Source organism: Brevundimonas sp. (assembly GCF_016742135.1).
In the GTDB taxonomy this organism is placed as follows: domain Bacteria; phylum Pseudomonadota; class Alphaproteobacteria; order Caulobacterales; family Caulobacteraceae; genus Brevundimonas.
Genome location: NZ_JACVCG010000001.1, coordinates 371,569 through 391,464 on the forward strand (window position 1 = coordinate 371,569; position 19,896 = coordinate 391,464).

Genomic DNA, 19,896 nt, shown 5'->3' on the forward strand with positions numbered 1-19,896 from the left:
TCCTCGCGCCCCAAACCGCCTAATCGTGGCTCATGAAACTCGCATCCCTGAAACATGGCCGTGACGGCCGCCTCGTCGTGGTGTCGGAAGACCTGAACTGGTTCACCGATGCCTTCCTGATCGCCCCGACCCTGCAGGCCGCACTGGACGACTGGGAACGGTGCGAGCCGCGCCTGCGCGCCCTCGCCGAGAGCCTGGAGCACGCGGCCGTGCCGCGCGGCCGCTTCCATGAGCGCGAGGCCGCCGCCCCCCTGCCGCGCGCCTATCAGTGGGCCGACGGCTCGGCCTATGTGAACCACGTCGCCCTCGTCCGGCAGGCGCGGGGCGCCGAAATGCCCGAGAGCTTCTGGACCGATCCGCTGATGTACCAAGGTGGCTCCGATGGCTTCCTCGGCCCGCGCGACCCCATACCGCTGGCCGATCCGGCGTGGGGCTGCGACCTCGAGGCCGAGGTCGTGATCGTCACCGGCGACGTGCCGCAGGGCGTCTCCCGCGAGGAGGCGCTGGGCCACATCCGCCTCGTCGGTCTGGTCAACGACGTATCCTTGCGCAACCTGATTCCGGCCGAGCTGGCCAAGGGCTTCGGCTTCGTCCAGTCCAAGCCGGCCAGCGCCTTCACGCCCGTTTTCGTGACGCCCGACTCGCTGGGCGACCGCTGGAAGGACGGCAAGCTGCACGGCGCCCTGACGGTCACCCTGAACGGCCAGCCGTTCGGTCAAGCCGATGCCGGCGACGACATGACCTTCTGCTTCGGCACCCTGATCGCCCACCTGGCCAGGACCCGGTCGCTGGTGGCGGGCTCGATTATCGGCTCGGGCACGGTCTCGAACCGCGACGCCGACGGCGGCCCGGGCAAGCCGGTCAGCGAGGGCGGCCTCGGCTATTCCTGCATCGCCGAGGTCCGCACGGTCGAGACCATCCTGCGCGGCAAGCCCGAGACGCCCTTCCTGCAGCACGGCGACACCGTCCGCATCGAAATGCTGGACGAAAAGCACCACTCGATCTTCGGTACGATCGAACAGAGGGTGGAGCCCGTGGGATGAATGCGCTCGGCGGTATGGCGCACCCGGCGGTGATCCGCTAAATCCGCCGGACCTCACGCGGGTGTGGTGGAATTGGTAGACGCGCCGGACTCAAAATCCGGTTCCGAAAGGAGTGTCGGTTCGAGCCCGACCACCCGCACCATGGCCTTCAGGGCTGGCCGGCCTTCTGGATGATCAGGCCGAACGATGTGGTGGCGAATCCGGCCAGCGCCAGCCGCAGGTGAGGCTCCGGCAGATAGGGCGGGATGTCGACGAAGCTGTCGACGGGCCCACTTCCGGCATCGAAATCCAGCGGCGCGACCGTATGGCCCGCAGCGGTCAGCCGCTCGGCCAGGGCGCTCAGGTCGCGGCGACGATACAGCACGGTGCCCCCGGTTTCGAGCGTGTGCACATCCGACGTCAGGTTCAACTCGGTCGTATGGATAGCGAATCCGCCGGGCTGGAGGGTGTCGATCGACCGCTCGATAAAGGCCATGCCCGCTTCCAGACTGCCCAGGTGCTCCAGCGCACAGGCGGACCAGCAGAAGTCGTAACCGGTCAGATCGTCCGGGATGGCGTTCATGTCCACGACGCGAAAATCAACGGCGGCCTCGAACACCTCGGGGTCGCACAGGTCCGGGCGCATCAAGGCCGCCTTGCCTTCGGCGTGCTGATCGGTGGCGGTCCATCCAGCATCGGCAGCCTGCTCCGGCGCCAGATCGGTGCCCATGATCCGGCATCCCCGCGAGGCGAAATAAGCCGCCAGCGGCTCTCGCCCGACGCCAAAGCCCAGGCCCCGTGCCCCGGCGCGCAGCTGGCGGCGCTCATGCAGGGCCTGGGCGATGAACACGAACTCCCACAGCTTGCGATGATAGCGCAGCCGTTCGCCCAGCCGCTCCGACCAGTTGGAGAACCACGGGGTCTCGAAATCCGTCTGACGACAGGGACGGGACTGGTTCAGGACGTCCATTCCGGGTTTGCGATCGTCGCGCAGGGTCGGGCTGCCAAGCCAGTGGCCCTCATCCGGCAGGCGCAGGGCGGCCAGGGCATGCATCTGGCTTTCCAGAAGCGCGATACGGTTCCGCAACTCGGCCATCTGGCGCGCGGTTTCGTCCGGGTCGGGCACGATCGGATCGGTCGTCATGTCAGACGATTAGCAGAGGGATACCGGTCGTCGACCCTGAAATGGCCCGGGCGTCGCCTTTCGCGGTTGCAATACCGGCCCCCCCGTCACATCTGCACGGCATGCAAACCGGCGATGTACCGACTACCAAGCCCGTGCGCGGCCCGGGCTTTCCCGAGTTCGTCGCCCTGATCGCCATGATGATGGCGCTGAATGCCCTGGCCATCGACATGATGCTGCCGGCGCTCCCCGCCATCGGCGAGGCCCTGAGCGTGGCCTCCGAAAACTCCCGCCAATGGGTGATCACCGCCTATCTGCTCGGCTTCGGTGTGGCCCAGTTGATCTATGGGCCGCTGGCCGACCGCTACGGGCGCAAACCCGTGCTGATGGTGGGACTCGGTCTCTATGTGCTGTTCAGCGTGGTGGCGGCCTTCACCACCACGTTCGAGGCCCTGATCCTCGCGCGGCTGGGCACCGGACTGGGCGCGGCGGCGCTCCGCGTGCTGGCCGTGTCGATCGTACGCGACCGCTATTCCGGGCGGACCATGGCGCGGGTCATGTCGCTGAGCTTCCTCGTCTTCCTTGGCGTGCCGATTCTGGCGCCGACGCTGGGTCAGCTGGTGCTGTTCGTGGCACCCTGGCGCTGGATTTTCGGCGTGCTGGCGCTGGCCGGGTCGGCTTTCATGATCTGGGCCCTGATCCGCCTGCCCGAGACGCTGGCACCCGAGAACCGTCTGCCGATCCGCCTTGGCCGGATCGCCGAGGCCTTCCGCGCGGTGGTCAGCGACCGGCTGTCGGTCGGCTACACCCTGGCCATGACCGCGATCACCGGGGCCCTGTTCGCCTTCATCAACTCCAGCCAGCAGATCTTCTTCGATGTGTTCCAGCAGCCGGGTCTGTTTACCACCGTCTTCGGCCTGATGGCGGCGGGCATCGCCGTGGCCTCCCTGACCAATGCCCGGCTGGTCGAGCGGCTGGGATCACGACGTCTCTCGCATCTGGCCCTGATCGGCTTCATCGCCTCGGCCGCCGTCCATGCAGGGGTGGCCCTGTCCGGGAATGAGAGCCTGATCAGTTTCGCCGTGCTTCAGGGTCTGACCATGTTCTGCTTTGGCTTCATCGCGGGAAATCTCGGGGCCCTCGCCATGAACAACATGGGCCGGATCGCGGGCACAGCCTCGTCGGTGCAGGGGTTCGTCTCCACCACCTTCGGCTCACTGGCCGGCTTCGTGATCGGTCAGAGCTTTGACGGAACGGCGGCACCCATGACCCTCGGCATCACGATCTGCGGAATTCTGGCGCTGATCGCGGTGCTGGTCGCCGAGCGCGGCACGTTGTTCAGCACCGCCGAGAGGGCGAGCCGCCCGGCCTGAGCTTGACCTTGCGCGGCCGGACTGGTCCGGTGACCGGAACGAAGGGCTGCCCGGACACATATCCGGCGGGTGCCCGAAACGACACCATGAGGAACCCCCGATGGCCTTCAAACTCGCATCCGTCTCTACCCTCGCCATCACTGCCGCCCTGGGCCTGACTCTTGGGGCCTGTGCCTCGATGCCGGGATGGGGCGGTTCGGGCACCGCACCCGCCATTCAGGCACCCGCCGACGTCCAGTGGGTGCGGGATGTCCATTCGTATGCCCGGCCCGAGATCGCGCGCGTTCACCATGTGGACCTCAACCTCGCGGCGGACTTCGAGCGCCGCATGCTGGCCGGCACGGCCAGCCTCAGCATCACGGCGGAGCCGGGCGCAACCGAGATCATCCTGGACATCCGGGATCTGGATATTCACGGCGTGCGCTCGGACGATGGCCCGCTGGACTACACCATCGGCCAGGAAAGCCCCTTCATGGGCAAGCCGCTGATCATCGCCATTCCCTTTACCGAGGGCCGCATCCACATTGACTACTCCACCCGGCCCGAGGCGGCCGCCCTGCAGTGGCTGAAACCGGAGCAGACGGCGGGCGGACGGCTTCCCTATATGTTCAGCCAGGGTCAGGCGATCCTGACCCGGACCTGGATCCCGACCCAGGACAGCCCCGGCATCCGCCAGACCTACTCGGCCCGGATCAGTGTTCCCGAGGGCATGACAGCGGTGATGAGCGCCGAGATGCTGACGCCCGGCGGCGAGCCGGACCCGCGGGGCCGCGCCTTCCACTTTCGCATGGACAACCCGGTGCCCCCCTATCTGATCGCCATCGGGGTGGGTGACATCGCCTTCCAGGCTCTGGGCGCACGCACCGGTGTCTACACCGAGCCGTCGATGCTGGCGCGCTCTGCGGCCGAGTTCCCCGAGGTTGAGGCCATGGTCGAGGCCGCCGAGGGGCTCTACGGGCCTTACATCTGGGGCCGCTACGACCTGCTGGTCCTGCCGCCCAGCTTCCCGTTCGGTGGCATGGAAAATCCGCGCCTGACCTTTGCCACCCCCACCATCATTGCTGGAGACCAGTCGCTGGTCGCCCTGGTTGCCCACGAACTGGCCCATAGCTGGTCCGGCAATCTGGTGACGAATGCCACCTGGGACGACTTCTGGCTCAACGAGGGCTTCACCGTCTATTTCGAGAACCGGATCATGGAAGCGGTCTATGGCCGCGACCGCGCCATGCAGGAGCAGGTGCTGGGATGGGAGGACCTTCAGAGCGCCCTTGCCACCCTGCCGCCCGAGGATACCCGACTGAAACTGGACCTCGCCGGGCGCGATCCAGACGACGGCATGACCAATATCGCCTATGAGAAGGGCGCCTTCTTCCTGCGGACGATCGAGCGGACCGTCGGGCGCGACCGGTTCGACGCCTGGCTGAAGGGCTATTTCGAACGCAACGCCTACCGGCCCATGACGACCGCCATGTTCCTCGAGGACATCCGCACCTATCTGATCCGGGGGGACGCCGCGCTTGAACAGGCCCTGATGATGGACGCCTGGGTCTATCAGCCCGGCCTGCCCTCCAATGCCGTCGCCCCGGTCTCGCAAGCCTTTGATCCGGTCGATTCCGCCGCCCGCAGCGTCTTCCTCGATGGTGGGGCGCCGCCGCAATCCCTGTGGCAGGGCTGGAACACCCAGCAGCGTCAGCGCTTCCTCGCCTGGCGGCCCGAGGGGCATCAGGCCGGTCAGGACTGGCTGAGCGAAGCCCAACTGAAAACGCTGGACGAAAGCCTGGGGCTGTCGGTGGAGGGCAATGCGGAAGTGCTGTTCGCCTGGCTGCAGATCGCCATGACCCATCGCTATGAACCGGCCGTGGCCCCGACCGAAGCCTTCCTGACCGGCATGGGGCGGCGCAAATTCGTCCTGCCCCTGTTCCAGACCCTGTGGGGCGAGGGCGAGTGGGGCCGCGATCTGGCGCGTCGCATCTATGCCCGGTCGCGACCGCTGTATCACCCTGTGACCAGCAACTCTGTCGACGCCGTGGTGGGCGTGCCGGACTGATGACGGCGCTGCCGATTTCACGCCATAATTGACAGAACGATGACTGTGTTCTGAAAACCACTGTTACCGGCCGGTAATCCTTTGGCCATGGAAAGGACAGAACCAGATTACTAGTTTTGGGCGGTCAGTTCAGGTGAGTGGCATCTGAACAAGGAAAAAAGGAACTACAAATATGCGTAGTCTCATTCTCTCTGCTGCGGCTCTTGCATTGATCGCCACCCCGGCGCTGGCCCAGGATCCCGGTGCGAATGTTTATGGCTCGGTAGGCTACAGCCAGATCGACGCTGAAGGCTTCAATCTGGGAGCGATCACGGCCCGTGTGGGCACCCGTTTCACCCCGAATTTCGGTGTTGAAGGCGAACTGTCGTTCGGCCTGGGCGACGACTCGGGTTCGCTCGGCGGCTCGCCGGTCAACGCTGAGCTGGAATACGATGCTTCCGTGTATGGCGTGGCCTATCTGCCCGTCAGCCCGAACTTCGAACTGTTCGGTCGGGTCGGCTACGGCAAGAACGAGATCAAGTTCTCCGACACAACCGGCTCGCTTACGGTCGATGACGAAAGCTGGAATTATGGCGTGGGTGCCCAATACTCGTTCGACGGCCAGAATGGCATTCGCGGCGACTGGACCCGTCGTGACTTCCAGGACGGTGGCGACGCCGACGTCTGGTCGCTGAACTTCGTCCGCAAGTTCTGATCCCGACCGACGACACGATAACGGCGCGTCACCCTGCGGTGGCGCGCCGTTTCTGTGTCCGGCGACGGGATCAGGCCAGTTCGGGCTTCAGGGCCCAGCGCATGGATCCCTCACCGAACGGCCGGAAGAACAGGTCGCGGTATTTCTCGAAGACCTCGATGATCCTCTGGGCAAGGTCCTGGGCGACGGTTTCGCCACGCTGGCGCTTGAGGGCCGCGACGCACTGCACGACCTGCGCCTGATGGCACGAGCCGCCCATACTCTTGAGCACGGTGGCCACATCACGGGCCAGGGGCTCGTCAATTCCGGCCATCCAGGGGCCCGAGAACTCGGGCGCGGCGAATTGGGTCATGGATCTGGGCTCCCGTTACGACGCCAAGACTTGAGACACCCGTTCGCAAAAACCCCTGCCGCGTGCAAGCGGTGCCATAAAATGTGATCGTCAGGGGATCAGCCCCGCTTGCGCACAAACACCGTGCCGGCGGAATAGCCGGCGCCGAAACTGCAGATCAGCCCCACCTCACCCGGCACCATCCCCTCCTGATGCAGGTGGAAGGCGATCACCGATCCTGCGGAGGAGGTGTTGGCGTATTCGTCGAGGATGATGACGTTCTCGGACGGCGCGGGATCGCGGCCCAGCACCTTGCGGCCGATCATCTCATTCATGTTGATATTGGCCTGGTGCAGCCACAGCCGCTTCAGTTCGGTCGGCTCCAGGCCCAGATCGTTCGCGTGGCTGACGATCATCTCGGACACCATGGGCACGACATCCTTGAAGACCTTGCGGCCCTGCTGGACAAACATCTTGTCGGGCTTGCCGATGCCCTCGGGTGCCGCATTGTTCAGGAAGCCGAAATTATTGCGGATGTTGTTCGAGAAGGTGGTCTTCAGGCGGGTGCCCAGAATGTCCCAGCCCCCAGGCCCGGCCTGTTCGGCGGACTCGATGATCACGGCGGTGGCGACGTCGCCGAAGATGAAGTGGCTGTCGCGGTCCTTGAAGTTCAGATGGGCCGAGCAGACCTCGGGGTTGACCATCAGCACGGCCTTGACCGAGCCCGAGGCGATGAAGTCAGCCGCCGTCTTGATGCCAAAGGTGGCCGAGGAGCAGGCGACATTCATGTCAAAGGCAAAGCCCTCTATGCCCAGGGCCTGCTGCACTTCGATGGCCATCGCCGGGTAGGGCCGCTGCATGTTCGAGGCGGCGCACAGAACGGCGCCGATCTCGCTGACCGGCTTGCCCCAGGCGGCGATGGCGTCCCGCGCCGCCTTGACCGCCATCTCCGCCAGGATCGACAGATCCTCATTGGGGCGCTCGGGAAGGTGCGGGACCATGCGCTCGGGGTCCAGCACCCCGGTCTTGTCCAGCACGAAGCGGCTCTTGATGCCCGAGGCCTTCTCGATGAACTCGACCGACGACGGCGTCAGGGCCTCGCGCGTGCCGGCGGCGATTTCATCGGCGTTACGCGCGTTTTCCAGTTCGGCCCAGGCGTTGTAGGCCGCGACCAGTTCGGCGTTGGAAATGGATTGTTCCGGCGTGAACAGGCCGGTGGCGGCGATGACGGCGGTCGGAGAAGAGGCGCTCACAAGGGTATCCGTGTTCTGATGCTGGCCTTCAATAGGCCGGTGGATGGCCGCGGTCGAGGCTGGCGATCAGGCCGCGTTCCCAGCGCCGCAAACCACCGGTGCGACCGCTGTCCGCTGATGGCTCCGGATTGGCCAGCCACCGGGCCAGATCCTCGGCCTCGCAGGGGTATCCGTCGGGGGTCACATACAGCGGGTAACGGATCAGGGCCTCGGCGATCAGGGTATCGAGATCAACCCGGCGGGTCCGGCGGGGGAAGGCCAGCGCGTCCTCGGTCAGGCCCCAGCCCGCATAGGAGGGACGCCCCCACGTCATGACCCGCTTGCCGCGCAACAGGGCCTCAAGCCCTGTCAGGGACGTCATCGTGGCGAGGACATCACAGACATCGATGCACGCACTGATGTTCAACCCCTCGGCCCGGGCGTCAACCAGCGTGGCGGTGTCGGCATCCAACCGGCCCGGGCGGTTGCCGGCAACCGTATCGGGATGGTCGCGATAGATCAGAAAGGCGTCGGGAAAGCGCTTGCGAACCGCCCGGACCAGCGCGGCATTGGTGGCGATATCCTCGCATCCCAGAAGGATGGACCGGTCATTTTCGACCTGACCGACGATCAATATCCGGGGGCGGTCTCTGGGCCAGCCGGGCGGCGTCTCGCCGCCGAGATTATACTTGCTCAGCCCCCGCTCGATCAGGACCTGCCGCAGGGCGCGGGCGCGGACGACGTCTGCGGCCGGGGTCTGTCCGGCCTCCAGCGCCAGCTCCAGGGCGGAAGGCCGCGAGCCGTCAAAATGGATGCCCACAGGGTCGAGGACCACTGAGAGGGCCGCGTTGAAATCGGAGCCGAGCCCCCGCGACCTCAGGAAGCCATCCTCCATCCGCCAGAGGGGGAGGGATGCCGCCTCGGCCGCCTCTGCGACATCGGGTGCCTCCTTGCCGGCCCAGACCACCAGGCGGCCGTCACGCTCCCTCGCGGCCGTCACAGCCGCGGCGGTCGAGGCGAAGAAGACGGTTTCGCCGAGCGGCGTGTTCATCAGACGCCGCACCGCGCCCCGCTTGGCCGGAGAGAAGCCGACGCAGGCCGAATAGCCCGCCAGCCTGCGCGCCCGGTCCCGCTGCTGCAGCAGTCGGCACACTGTGTTTTCGGGTGTCGAGGGGCTGTCCGTCACCGGGTCCACATACCGGGCCTGAACGATCAGGGCCGCCGCCACCAGCACCTCCAGTGACCGTTCATCGCCCCGTCGGGGCGCGGGGAGGCTGTCGGTGGTCAGCCCCCACCCGGCATAGAAGGGCAGGCCGAAACAGTGGACCGGCAAACCCCGGATCAGGGCCTCGAATCCCAGACCGCTCGAGACCGCGAAGACGGCGTCGACCTGCGGAAGCAAGACATCCAGCGCCATGTCATCGACCGGGATGGCCCCGGTCAGCGCCTCTGGCGGCAGGCACCCCGTTTTCAGCCTCGCCACGGTCGCCGGGTGGCGACGCACCAGCAGCTGCCCGCCGCCTGCCGCCGCGCGGGCTGCTTCGGCCATGGCGAGGAAGCTTTCCCGATTCGCCAGTCCGCCTGCGATGGAGGCGTCACCGGCGGTCTGGTCAACCATCAGGACGCGGGGGCCTGACGCGAGCGGCAGGTCGATATCCAGACGCCCCATGCTGGTCTTCGACAGGCCGGTCTCGCGCAGGGTCCCGATCAGGGCGCGGGCCCGGGCCTCCATGTCAGTATCAAACCAGCCGTCCGGCTCGCGGATCAGGCTCTCCAGCCGCGAGGGCTGGCGGGCATCATGGTGCACCCCCAGGTCGTCGATCAGCAGACTGTGCGGCGAGGCACCGGCCTCGCCCAGCCCGATGGACCGCAGAAAGCCGTCCTCGAGCGCCAGATAGGGCAGCCCCGCGCGCGCGGCCCAGGTCCTGCCGATCCACGACGTCCCTTTCCGGCCCCAGCCCAGGACTGCACGCGTCCGGGGTGACGGCAGGCGTTGCAGCCGGTACTCGGGCAGGAAGGCCTGAAGCCCCCGGATGCGCCACAGACCGGGCGCCGACACCCATGCAAGGGGCCGGTCGTCCCCGCTCATTCGCCGTTCCGCGCGCCGGTCAGGGCTTGGTGCCGGGCCAGCAGACGCCGGGCGGCGGCCAGATGCAGCCGCTCGACCATCCGGTCATCGACCCGCACCACGCCGAGCGTCTCCGCGCCGGGGGCGGCAAAGGCCTCGACCACCTTGCGGGCATGGGCGACCGCCGCCGCATCGGGCGAAAAGGCCGCGTTCGCCGGTCCGATCTGCGACGGATGGATCAGGCTCTTGCCGTCAAAGCCGAAGGCCGCTCCCTGGGCACATTCGGTGGCAAAACCGTCGAGGTTGTCGAGGGTGTTGTAGACACCGTCGATGGCCAGCAGGCTCGACACCCTCGACGCTGCGACGATCATCGCCAGCCAGGATTTCAGCGGCTCGCGGTCCTCGCCGAGGGTCGCACCCAGGGCATCCGCCAGGTCATTGACGCCGGGCATGAGCGCCTCCAGCGGGGCCTCGCACCCGGAAATACCCTGCAGATTGAACAGGGCGCGGGGCGTTTCGATCATGGCCCAGAGGGCGCAATCCCTGCCCATGACCCCGGCCGCGGCCTTGAGCTGATCGGCGTTTTCGACCTTGGGGATGATGATGCAGTCCGCGCCGGCCTCGGCGAGTGCGCGGGCGTCGTCCTTTCCCCATTCGGTCTCAAGCGCATTGATCCGCACGGCCAGGCGCGGCCCGAAACCGCCCTCGCGCACCGCCGCACAGGCGGCTTCCCGCGCCTCGACCTTGGCGCTCGGGGCCACCGCATCCTCGAGGTCCAGTACGGCGACATCGCAGTCCAGACCGCGCGCCTTCTCGACCGCCCGGGCGTTCGAGGCCGGAACGAACAGCACACTGCGGCAGGGCCGGGGCGTCATGCCGCTCAGACCCGGCCGGTCACAGGCACGAGGGCGCCGGTCATGGCGCGTGAGGCCGGTGAGGCGAGGAACAGCATGACCTCGGCCAGATCCTCGACCCTGACCCAGCTGGCCGGGTCGGCGTCGGGCATGTCCTTGCGGTTCTGCGGCGTGTCCAGAATGGACGGCAGAACGGCATTGACGGTGACCGAGGTGGACTTGGTTTCCTCGGCCAGACTTTCGGTCAGGCGATGCACGGCCGACTTCGAGGCGGCATAGGCCCCCATGCCCATGCCGCTCTTCAGCGCCCCGGCCGCGCCGACATTGACGATGCGCCCGTCGTCGGAAGCCTTGAGGTGGGGCAGTGCGGCCCGGCTGGTGTTCAGGGCGGTGACAAGGTTCAGCCGGTACATCCGGTCCCAGGCGGGTTCGGCGTCGTCCACCGTCTGCCAGACAAAGCCCCCCGCGATGTTCAGCACCGCATCCAGCCGCCCGAAATGCGCGTGGGCCCGGTCCACGGCACGCTTCGCGGCTGACGCATCGGTCAGGTCGATGCCGCCGATCTCCAGACAGGCGCGCGAATCGAACGGCTCCACCGCCGAGTGGTCGATCGCGGCAACCTTCAGCCCCCGGGCCAGCGCCGCCGTGATCACGGCCCGGCCCAGCTGACCCTGACCGCCCGTGATGACCAATACCCTGTCGCTCATGCCTGGTGTCTCCCGGTGCCTATCCGCCGGACCATAGGCGGCTGGGCCCATGGATCAAACTTGGGATCAAACGGGAGATCAAACCGCGAAGGCCCGGCCCAGCAGATCCTCGAGCGCCGCCTGGTCAACGCGGTCGAAGGCGGCCTTCTCGGTCGAATCGACATCAAGCACCGCGATCAGCCGTCCTTCCCCATCCCGGACCGGCACCACAATTTCGCTGGCCGAGCGGCTGTCACAGGCGATGTGTCCGGGAAAGGCGTGGACGTCTTCGACCAGCTGGGTCTGGCCCGTGGCGGCGGCGGCGCCGCATACGCCCCGTCCGAACGGGATCCTCAGGCAGCCCAGGGTGCCCTGGTAGGGGCCGACCACCAGTTCATCGACGCCTTCGGCCCGCCTGTCCTCATCCACGACGTAGAAGCCGGTCCAGAAGAAGGTGTCAAAGGCGTCGTGCAGCATGGAGGCGATGGTCGCCATGCGGGCCATGCGATTCGGCTCGCCGTCCAGGACGGCCATGATCTCCCCGGCGACCTCGGCATAGCGGGCGCTCTTGTCCTCCGGGCGGTCGTCGCGGGCGATATAGGCCATGGGGGGAGATCCTGAAGTCGTGTCAGAACGGCCATATGGGACGAAAACCCCGCGAGGGAAGGGGGTAAGCCCCTCGCCTCGCAGGTGAATTCGAAAGCAACCATCTGGGGAAAAGTCTAGCTCGGACACAATGTGGTCACCGTGCGGCAACGGTATGGCACCGGTTGCGTTAACCATATCGCGAAGTTCACTGGACCGATCATCCAGATTGGGAAAAGGTTAACGTCGTGCGGCCTTCGGGGAACGGCCTTCGGGTGCGGTAAGGGGTGTGGGGGATTATGAGCGACACCGGCGGGAACAGGAGCATGCGGGGCCGCAACGGGCCGATCGCCATTGCGGCGGTGGCCGTGCTGTTGATTCTGGCCCTGCTGTCGATGGCCGCCTGTGGTGAGCGGCCGCCCACCTTCTTCCAGCGCTCCGCCACCGCCAACCCGTGCCCGCGCCCGGCGAATCTGACCGGATCGGAGTTCAACGCGCAGGAGACCGGGATTCGGGCCCTGCGCCGGGCCGCGTTCCGGGGCGACTTCTTTGCCCAGCTGGAGCTGGGAGGGCGCTATGCGGCCTTGCGCGCAACCGACAAGAATCTGGAAGACCCCATCGAAAGCTCGGTCTGGCTGGCCATGGCGCTCGCCAATGAGGATGGCTTTGCCCCGATCAACCGGGTTGAACGCGGCATGTTCGGCGGCTGGCGTCCGCTGTCCAAATACGATGACTGCCGGGCCTGGGAGCGTCAGAACGCCTATCAGCGCCTGAACACCCAGCTGTCGCGCATGACCCTGGCGGAACAGCAGGCGGTGCGGGATCGCGTCATCTATGTCCTGTCGACCCAGGGCGCCGACGGCTATCGCACGCTCGCCCGTCTGCACGACGCCCTTTACGGCGCGTTCGGCGAGCCGCAGGACAACCCGCAGGCCCGCGAGGCCATCGGCCGGGGGTCGGGACGGGATCGCCGCCGGGGCGGCTATCCGGCCGCGCTGAACCTGTTCCAGCGCAATGAGGTGGACGCCTATCTCTACAACTATCTGGCGGTGCAGACGGGCGACGTCGGGGCCTTTGTCCTGATGAAGGACTTCGAGAGCTCCTCGCCCGGCCGGGCCCAGTACAGCGGCTTCGTAGAGGCCAAAGCCCGCCAGTGGGTGCCGCCCTACGAATTCTATCCCAACACAGCCCCGGCCTCGGGCGTGCCCTTCTCGGATGAGAGCCGGCCGCGCGGGGACGCCTATGAATACGCCCTGTCGCGGGTGACGGAGCTTCCCTTCATCCATGTGGGCCGGGCGATCCGCTATCTGGGCATCGCCGACCGGGCCGCCGCCCGCCCCGAGGACCTGTCCAAGCGCGAAATCGAATCGCTGGAGGCGGTGCTGGGTCATCCGATAGAGGGGCGCCTCTCCTATCAGGAGCGGGTGCGGGCCATCCAGCTGGCCGCGGTCAACGGTTCTTCCGAGGCGCAACTGGTGCTGGCCGTTATGTATTCCGAGGGCATCGGCGTGCCGCCCGACTATGCCCGGGCCTATTACTGGTACGCGGAGGCCGCGCGTCAGGGCAGCCCCGAGGCCAAGTTCGCCCTGTCGACCTTCTTCGCCCTGGGCGTTTCCGGCGTCGCCGACCAGGACAAGGCCGAGGCCGTGGTGATGCGTATCGACTCGGCCCTCGCCGGCTTTGCGCCGTCGGTGGCCCGCCTGCAGGCCGTCCTGTCCCAGGTCTCCCGTTCCCAGCAGCGCCGTTAAGGAGGGCGTTGAGACATGATCCCGTTCCGCAGTCCCCTCCGCCTTCGCTCCCTGATGGCACCCGCCCTCGGCCTGGCGGTCGCCGCCACGGCCCTGTCGCTGGCCCCCGAAGCCGGCGCGCAGGTGGCCGCCCGCGTCGAAAGCGAGACGCGGCCGAACTTCGGCGTCCTGCTGGATCCGCCCGCCCCGCGCCGCAGCCGCGCAACGACCCACCGCCGCTGGACCAGTGGTGACCGCCGCCCGGGCTATTATCCCGGACCCCACGACGGACGGCCCTATCCGCCCGGCGGTGAGCAGGTGGTGCTGGTCGACTGCGGCGGCAATCCGGGGTCGGGGGCGATCGAGGACGCCGTGCGCCGCGTCGCGCCGGGGGGCACCCTGATCCTCCGGGCGCGCGGTGGCCCGTGCGTTGGGTGGCTGAACATCAACAAGCCGCTGACCATCATCGGCGAAGGCGGCTTTGATCCGCGCGACTGGAACCGCCAGCCCATGGCCACCCTGCAGGCCCCCGACGGTCTGCCCTGCATGACGGTGGCCCGGGGGGTCCGGGTCGATGTTCGCGACGTGGTCTTCTCGTCGCAGCGGGCCGGGGATGCCGCCTGCGTCATCGGCTACGGCGCCGAGGTGCTGATGAACCGGGTCGGCTTCCGCCACGTCGGTGACGAGGCCGCCATCTATATGGACGGGGGCCTGCTGGACATCCGCAACGCCGTGCTGGAGACCCAGACGGTCGCGCCCGCCATTGTGGCCGACGGCGCGTCCCTGACCGCCTGGGAGGTAGTCGTGACCGGCGCCCATGTGGGCATGGAGCTGATCCCCGGAGCCGGCCAGACCGCCCGGGTCGACTCGACGACCCTGAAGGGCATCGGGGCGCCCAATGCGTTCGGCCCGCGCTCGATCGGCATGATCATCCGGTCGGGCCGGAACTATGGCCGGGTCGAGGTCACCAACACGGCCATCTGCGGCTATGTGGAGGGTGTGGCGGTCGAGGGGGCCTCGGTCGACATCCAGGGCAGCCGCGTCTGCCGCTCGGACAAGGGCGTGGTGGTCTACAACGGCGAGTTGACTCTGACCGACACGCGCATCCGGGCCGACAGCGTGGGCGTGGCCGTGGCCTCGGGCCGGGCCGTCATCACCAACAATGTCTTCTCGGGCGTGCGCGAGGTCATCTATGGCGAGAACCGCGCCAGCATCGAGGCCAGCGGCAACCGCGTCTGGTCCCGCCACGTCTGCCGCGCGCGGTTCCGCGAGCGGACCCGGGGCCGGTATGAGCCCTACTGGTCGGGCGGCCAGGGCTGGGAGTGTGTCTACGGCTCCTATCCCCGTGACTGGTGGGCGCAGGAAGATGGGCTGCTGGGCCTCGACTACTATGACGACGGCTATTCCCTGCAGGGGTACGACACCTACCAGGACGGCTATGGCTGGTACGACCGCGAAGGGCGCTACATCCAGGATCGCGACTATTACGGCGATGCCCGCTGGGTCGAGCCGCGCCGTCGCGGCTTCTGGTAGGCCCGGAGGGACTCGAACCCCCAACCAGACCGTTATGAGCGGTCGGCTCTAACCATTGAGCTACGGGCCCCCGGAGGCGACGCTCCGGGCCTAGCAGGCGCACGGGATGTTGCAAAGAGGGTGGCGGAGGCGGTGCTGCCCCTTCCCCGAGGGGGAAGAGATGAGCGGAAGCCTCCGTCCGTGGGTGCGGCGGGTTGGAGGGCAGGCGGAGCGCCGGGCCTTCGCCCGGAGACATTGATAAATACCGTTTCGACGAAGACAGACGCTCCGCGCAGACGGTTTTCCGGGAGCTTGCGTCGGGTGGCCGTGTTCGGGCCTTACCGCAGCGCCCCCGGCGGGCAGGGGTGTCCTGCGACACCTCCTGGACGATCAGGTATCCCCCCTGATCCAGTGTTGAAGGCGGGCCTTGCGCCCGGCTGCCGAAGCCTCCCTGAGACCCGGAAGCCGGACAGCGCGCCTTCAACCCCGCTCCATCCGCTCCCGCCGCTCACAAGGTCGCAGGCCTTACGAGCCCTCCGTGCAACGGGACGCTCTGAGGATTGCACAGCTCGCGACCTGGTCGGGAAGAACGGTACGGGAAACGGTGGGGGTGTTGAAAGGGCTAGGGAATTGGCGGGCGGCTATCCTATCTGAGTGCGTCGGCTCAGCGGTCCTTCTCCCTTGGGGGAGAAGGTGGGCCGCGGGAGCGGCTTGGATGAGGGGGACCCAGGAAAACACGACGGGGTAGCGGGCTCCGCGCCCGCTGTGTCCTTTGTGAAAGCGGTGTGCGCTGTGATGGAGCCTGCCTGGCCGCCCGCGCCGCCCTTCGGGCCGCGGGGAAGCACGGCTCTGTCAGTCTTCTGGCTCCCGATGGGAGGTGATCGTCCCACCTCGATGAACGGAACCTGACCCCGGGGCCTGAGCGTTCATTCAGCCAGTATGGTCGAGGTTGGCCCCATGGGCGCGCGGGTGGCGCGTGTCCGAACCTCAGGAGATTTCCATGATCCGTTCCCCCCTTCGCCTGCTGATGCCGATGGCCGCGGCCGTGGCCCTGGCCGGTGTGTCCGCACCGGCGCTGGCGCAGTCGATGCCGGAGCCCGCCGGCCATCATATGGTGGCGCCGCCGTATCTGAGCCTGGCAGCCTATGGCGAGGTCAAGGTTGCGCCGGACATGGCGACGATCAATTTCGGCGTCATGACCGAGGCAGCGACCGCCGAGGCGGCGATGCGCCAGAACGCCCAGTATATGGAGCGGGTCATGGCCGCCCTGCGTCGGGCCGGGATCGCCGAGCGCGATATCCAGACCTCGGGTCTGAACCTGTCGGCGCAGTATGACTATCTGCCCAATCAGCCGCCGCGTCTGCGGGGCTATCAGGCGGTCAACCGGGTGACGGTGACGGTACGCGACCTGTCGCGGGTCGGCACCACGGCGGATGCGGTGGTCAGCGCGGGCGTCAACCAGATCGACGGGATCAGCTTTGGCCTGACCGACCGGACGGCGGCCGAGGACCAGGCGCGGCGCCTGGCGGTGCGGGACCTGCAGCGCAAGGCCAGCCTGTATGCCGAAGCTCTGGGCGTGAGGTTGGGCGGCATTCGTGGCTTGAGTGAAGGCACGTCGATGAGCGCCCCGCCGCCCATGCCCTATGCCCGGGCCGAGATGATGGTCCAGTCCGATGCGGCGACCTCGGTGTCGCCGGGCGAGCTGACGGTGCGGGTGGACATCACGGGGGTCTATGACCTGATCCGCTAGGCGGATGGATGATCAGACCGGAAAGGGGTGGCGCGAGGCGTCACCCCTTTTTCGTGCCGGATCAGGCGGCGCGCTTGATGTGGTTGGCGTCGTCCAGAAGCACGACGGTCGGCGCATAGTTGCGGGCTTCCTCGGCCGGAAGCTGGCCATAGGTGACGATGATCACCTTGTCGTTCTTCTGGACCAGACGGGCGGCGGCGCCGTTGACGCCGATCACGCGCGAGCCGCGCGGGGCCTCGATGGCATAGGTGGTGAAGCGTGCGCCGGTGGTGATGTTCAGCACATCGACCTGTTCGTTCGGATAGATGTCGGCGGCATCCAGCAGGTCCCGGTCGATGGCGATCGATCCCTCATAGTCGAGATCGGCCTGGGTCACCGTCGCGCGGTGCAGCTTGGACTTCATCAGGGTGACCAGCATGGGGAGTGCGGTCTCCGGTTCGGCGCGGGGAACAGCCCCCGCTGAGGGATGCCTCATATAGGGGCTTCGCCCCCGGCCATCAATCACGATGCTGCGAGGCAACAGAAAGACCGGGCGCAGTTCGCGTGTTACGGGACGTTCATTTGACGGTGACGGCTTGCCCTCTATGGTCGAGCCTCCGCCGCCTTCCGACCTCGACGGGACTTCCGACCGACATGAAACAGTTTTTCCTGACCGTGCTGGGGGTCTTCACCGGCCTGCTGCTCTTTGTCGTGGTCGTGCCGATCGTGCTGATCACCATGGCGGCGGCCAGTTCGTCGGGACCGGAAGTCCCCCGCAATGCGGTGCTGGAGCTGGATCTGCGCGGCGGGCTGAGCGATCAGCCGCCGACCTCGCCCTTTGCCCTGTTCGGCGGCGGGGGCCTGTCGGTCATGCAGGTGGTCGATACCCTGTCCCAGGCCGAGGACGACGCGAACGTCAAGGTGCTGCTGATCCGTCTGCCGGAAACCGGCATGACACCGGCGGCGGCCGACGAGGTGCGTCAGGCGATCCGCCGCTTCCGGGCCTCGGGCAAGCCGGTCATCGCCCATTCGCAGGGCTTCATGCCCGCCGGCGCTGTGATGTCCAGCTATATGGTCGGAGCCTCGGCGTCCGAGCTGTGGATGCAGAATACGGCCAGTTTCCAGGCGACGGGGTTCAGTGCCGAGGAAATCTTCCTTGGCCGGGCGTTCGACAAATATGGCGTCGAGCCCGAGTTCGAGCAGCGCCATGAGTACAAGAACGCCGTCAATATCTATACGCAGAGTGACTTCACCGGGCCGCACCGCGAGGCGATGTTGGCCTGGATGGGCTCCATCTATGACACCACGGTCGTCCAGGCGGCGCAGGATCGCAAGATCACGCCCGCCGCCCTGAAGGCCAGCATTGAGGCCGGGCCCTGGACAGCGGATCAGGCGCTGGAGCGCAAGCTGATCGACAGGATCGGCCATGTGGAGGAGGCCGAGGATGAGGCCCTGCGCCGCGCCGGCCGGGGCGCGCGGATCATCCCCTTCGACAAATATGCCAGGGCCAAGGGTCCGAACAACGGCTCGGGCCGTGACGCCATCGCCGTGATCGGCGGCGAGGGGGCGATCATCACCGGCTCGGGCGGCAATGCCGATCCGTTCGGGGGCGGATCCTCGATCCATTCGGACGTGATGGCCGAGGCCATTTATGACGCCATCAAGGACAAGGCCGTGAAGGCCATTGTGCTGCGCGTGTCCTCGCCCGGCGGGTCGCCGGAAGCGTCGGAGCAGATCGCGGCGGCGGTGCGCGCGGCCAAGGCGGCGGGCAAGCCGGTGGTGGTGTCGATGGGCACCTATGCGGCGTCCGGCGGTTACTGGATCAGTGCGGAGGCCGACCATATCGTGGCCCAGCCCTCGACCCTGACGGGATCGATCGGGGTGTTCGGCGGCAAGCTGGTGCTGCGGGAGGCCCTGGGGCGGTTCGGCGTGGATGTGCGCGGTCTGTCGGTCGGGGGTGACTATGCCGACGCCTATGCCATAGGCGAGCAGTTCACCCCGGCCCAGCGCGCGGCCTTTGCCGGGTCGATGGACCGCATCTATGGCGACTTCATCACCCTGGTGGCCCGGGGCCGGGACCTGCCGCCCGCGCGGGTCGGCGAGATCGCCAGGGGCCGGGTCTGGACCGGGGCCCAGGCGCTGGAGCTGGGTCTTGTCGATCAACTGGGCGGCATGAGCGAGGCCATCGCCAAGGCCAAGGAACTGGCCGGCATCGATGCGGACACCTCGGTCCGGATCAAGCGCTTCCCCGAGCAGCAGTCCCCGTTCGCGGCACTGGCGAAAGCCTTTGGCGTGTCGGGCGAGGCGGCGCGCGCGCTGATCCTGATCGGCGGCGCGATCGACGATCCCCAGGCCCAGGCGGTGATGCGCCGGATCGAGGCGGACCGTATGCGCCGCGAGGGGGCCGTTGTGCTGGCGGACCGGCCGCTGGGTTGACGGGCGGCGGGTTTGCCGCACCCCCCGGTTGCTTGACCCGAAGGCAGGATGGACCGACATTGAGGCTTCGGCGTTAGTGGCGGGCAGGCCCCGTTCCGGAGCCGACAAGGAGTACGCATGAGTTCGACTGGACCTCGCTTTGACAGCCTGGGTGCCGCGACGGCGAACGTCGGTGATCGGGGCGGTTTTCTGCGGCCGCTGATGTGGTTGGGCGGCGTGGTCGCCGCCGGATGTGCCATGGCGGTGGGTGCCCTGCTGGCCGTGTTCACCGCTGTCGCCGTGGCCGTGATCGCCGTTGTCGCCGGGGTGGTGATGTTCCTGATGGGCATGGCCAGCCGGGCGCGCCGCACGACGGGCGGACCGCGCAAGGGCCGCCGCCGCACCGATGGCGACGATACGGTGATCGAGGCGCACAAGGTCGATGGCACCTGGGTCGCCTATGGCTGGGAACGGTCAGGCCGGTAACCGGTCGTGACC

Annotated in this window: 17 protein-coding genes and 2 tRNA genes; 10 read left to right on the forward strand and 9 right to left on the reverse strand. The window is 67.4% G+C overall.

The features are described from left to right. The first annotated feature begins 32 nt into the window (after positions 1-32). Entirely contained in the window at positions 33-1,043 is a 1,011-nt protein-coding gene (locus IBJ06_RS01840) for a fumarylacetoacetate hydrolase family protein (RefSeq protein WP_292156816.1), read from the forward strand. 57 nt (positions 1,044-1,100) lie between these two features. Next, a tRNA-Leu gene (locus IBJ06_RS01845) sits at positions 1,101-1,185 on the forward strand. Positions 1,186-1,191: 6 nt separating this feature from the next. On the opposite strand, the gene IBJ06_RS01850 is transcribed toward IBJ06_RS01845, so the two are convergent. After that, positions 1,192-2,166, reverse strand: a complete 975-nt coding sequence (locus IBJ06_RS01850) for a class I SAM-dependent methyltransferase (protein ID WP_292156817.1) — start codon at positions 2,164-2,166, stop codon at positions 1,192-1,194. A 101-nt stretch (positions 2,167-2,267) separates the two neighbouring features. Here IBJ06_RS01850 and IBJ06_RS01855 point away from each other — a divergent pair, with 101 nt between their 5' ends. From IBJ06_RS01855 to IBJ06_RS01865, 3 genes are all read left to right on the forward strand, one after another. Further along, complete coding sequence (locus IBJ06_RS01855; protein WP_292156818.1) at positions 2,268-3,518, forward strand: multidrug effflux MFS transporter; 1,251 nt, start codon at positions 2,268-2,270, stop codon at positions 3,516-3,518. Between the two features lie 100 nt (positions 3,519-3,618). Further along, positions 3,619-5,565, forward strand: a complete 1,947-nt coding sequence (locus tag IBJ06_RS01860) for a M1 family metallopeptidase (protein ID WP_292156819.1) — start codon at positions 3,619-3,621, stop codon at positions 5,563-5,565. Positions 5,566-5,737: 172 nt separating this feature from the next. Then, positions 5,738-6,259, forward strand: coding sequence for a porin family protein (locus IBJ06_RS01865; protein WP_292156820.1), 522 nt, complete (start codon positions 5,738-5,740; stop codon positions 6,257-6,259). Between the two features lie 70 nt (positions 6,260-6,329). Here IBJ06_RS01865 and IBJ06_RS01870 read toward each other — a convergent pair whose 3' ends face one another. The 6 genes from IBJ06_RS01870 to IBJ06_RS01895 form a co-directional block, all read right to left on the reverse strand. Continuing rightward, positions 6,330-6,611 (reverse strand): hypothetical protein, encoded by a 282-nt coding sequence (locus IBJ06_RS01870; RefSeq protein WP_292156821.1) that lies wholly within the window; start codon positions 6,609-6,611, stop codon positions 6,330-6,332. Between the two features lie 98 nt (positions 6,612-6,709). After that, entirely contained in the window at positions 6,710-7,843 is a 1,134-nt protein-coding gene (locus IBJ06_RS01875; RefSeq protein ID WP_292156822.1) for a beta-ketoacyl-ACP synthase III, read from the reverse strand. Between the two features lie 28 nt (positions 7,844-7,871). After that, positions 7,872-9,911, reverse strand: coding sequence for a capsular polysaccharide biosynthesis protein (locus IBJ06_RS01880; protein WP_292156823.1), 2,040 nt, complete (start codon positions 9,909-9,911; stop codon positions 7,872-7,874). Further along, positions 9,908-10,765, reverse strand: coding sequence for a CoA ester lyase (locus IBJ06_RS01885; protein WP_292156824.1), 858 nt, complete (start codon positions 10,763-10,765; stop codon positions 9,908-9,910). Before IBJ06_RS01885 ends, IBJ06_RS01880 begins: the two co-directional genes overlap by 4 nt. 5 nt (positions 10,766-10,770) lie before the next feature. Continuing rightward, positions 10,771-11,451, reverse strand: a complete 681-nt coding sequence (locus IBJ06_RS01890; protein WP_292156825.1) for an SDR family NAD(P)-dependent oxidoreductase — start codon at positions 11,449-11,451, stop codon at positions 10,771-10,773. 78 nt (positions 11,452-11,529) lie between these two features. Continuing rightward, complete coding sequence (locus IBJ06_RS01895; RefSeq protein WP_292156826.1) at positions 11,530-12,036, reverse strand: GAF domain-containing protein; 507 nt, start codon at positions 12,034-12,036, stop codon at positions 11,530-11,532. A gap of 305 nt (positions 12,037-12,341) precedes the next feature. Between IBJ06_RS01895 and IBJ06_RS01900 the strand changes: the two genes are divergently transcribed. Both IBJ06_RS01900 and IBJ06_RS01905 read left to right on the forward strand, forming a co-directional pair. Then, a complete protein-coding gene (locus IBJ06_RS01900) occupies positions 12,342-13,763 on the forward strand; it encodes a sel1 repeat family protein (protein ID WP_292156827.1) in 1,422 nt (473 codons plus the stop codon). A 15-nt stretch (positions 13,764-13,778) separates the two neighbouring features. Continuing rightward, positions 13,779-15,275: a hypothetical protein gene (locus IBJ06_RS01905; RefSeq protein ID WP_292156828.1), complete on the forward strand. Its 1,497-nt coding sequence runs from the start codon at positions 13,779-13,781 to the stop codon at positions 15,273-15,275. Here the strand turns inward: IBJ06_RS01905 and IBJ06_RS01910 are convergent. Next, positions 15,270-15,345, reverse strand: a tRNA-Ile gene (locus IBJ06_RS01910). The two genes, IBJ06_RS01905 and IBJ06_RS01910, sit on opposite strands and share 6 nt — an antisense overlap. A gap of 909 nt (positions 15,346-16,254) precedes the next feature. Between IBJ06_RS01910 and IBJ06_RS01915 the strand changes: the two genes are divergently transcribed. Continuing rightward, positions 16,255-17,004: an SIMPL domain-containing protein gene (locus tag IBJ06_RS01915; RefSeq protein WP_292156829.1), complete on the forward strand. Its 750-nt coding sequence runs from the start codon at positions 16,255-16,257 to the stop codon at positions 17,002-17,004. Positions 17,005-17,065: 61 nt separating this feature from the next. On the opposite strand, the gene panD is transcribed toward IBJ06_RS01915, so the two are convergent. Further along, positions 17,066-17,422: an aspartate 1-decarboxylase gene (gene panD / locus IBJ06_RS01920; RefSeq protein ID WP_209116665.1), complete on the reverse strand. Its 357-nt coding sequence runs from the start codon at positions 17,420-17,422 to the stop codon at positions 17,066-17,068. 215 nt (positions 17,423-17,637) lie between these two features. Between panD and sppA the strand changes: the two genes are divergently transcribed. Together sppA and IBJ06_RS01930 are read left to right on the forward strand one after the other, a co-directional pair. Then, positions 17,638-19,419, forward strand: a complete 1,782-nt coding sequence (sppA, locus tag IBJ06_RS01925; protein WP_292156830.1) for a signal peptide peptidase SppA — start codon at positions 17,638-17,640, stop codon at positions 19,417-19,419. 117 nt (positions 19,420-19,536) lie between these two features. Further along, entirely contained in the window at positions 19,537-19,884 is a 348-nt protein-coding gene (locus IBJ06_RS01930; protein ID WP_292156831.1) for a hypothetical protein, read from the forward strand. The last annotated feature ends 12 nt before the right edge of the window (positions 19,885-19,896 follow it).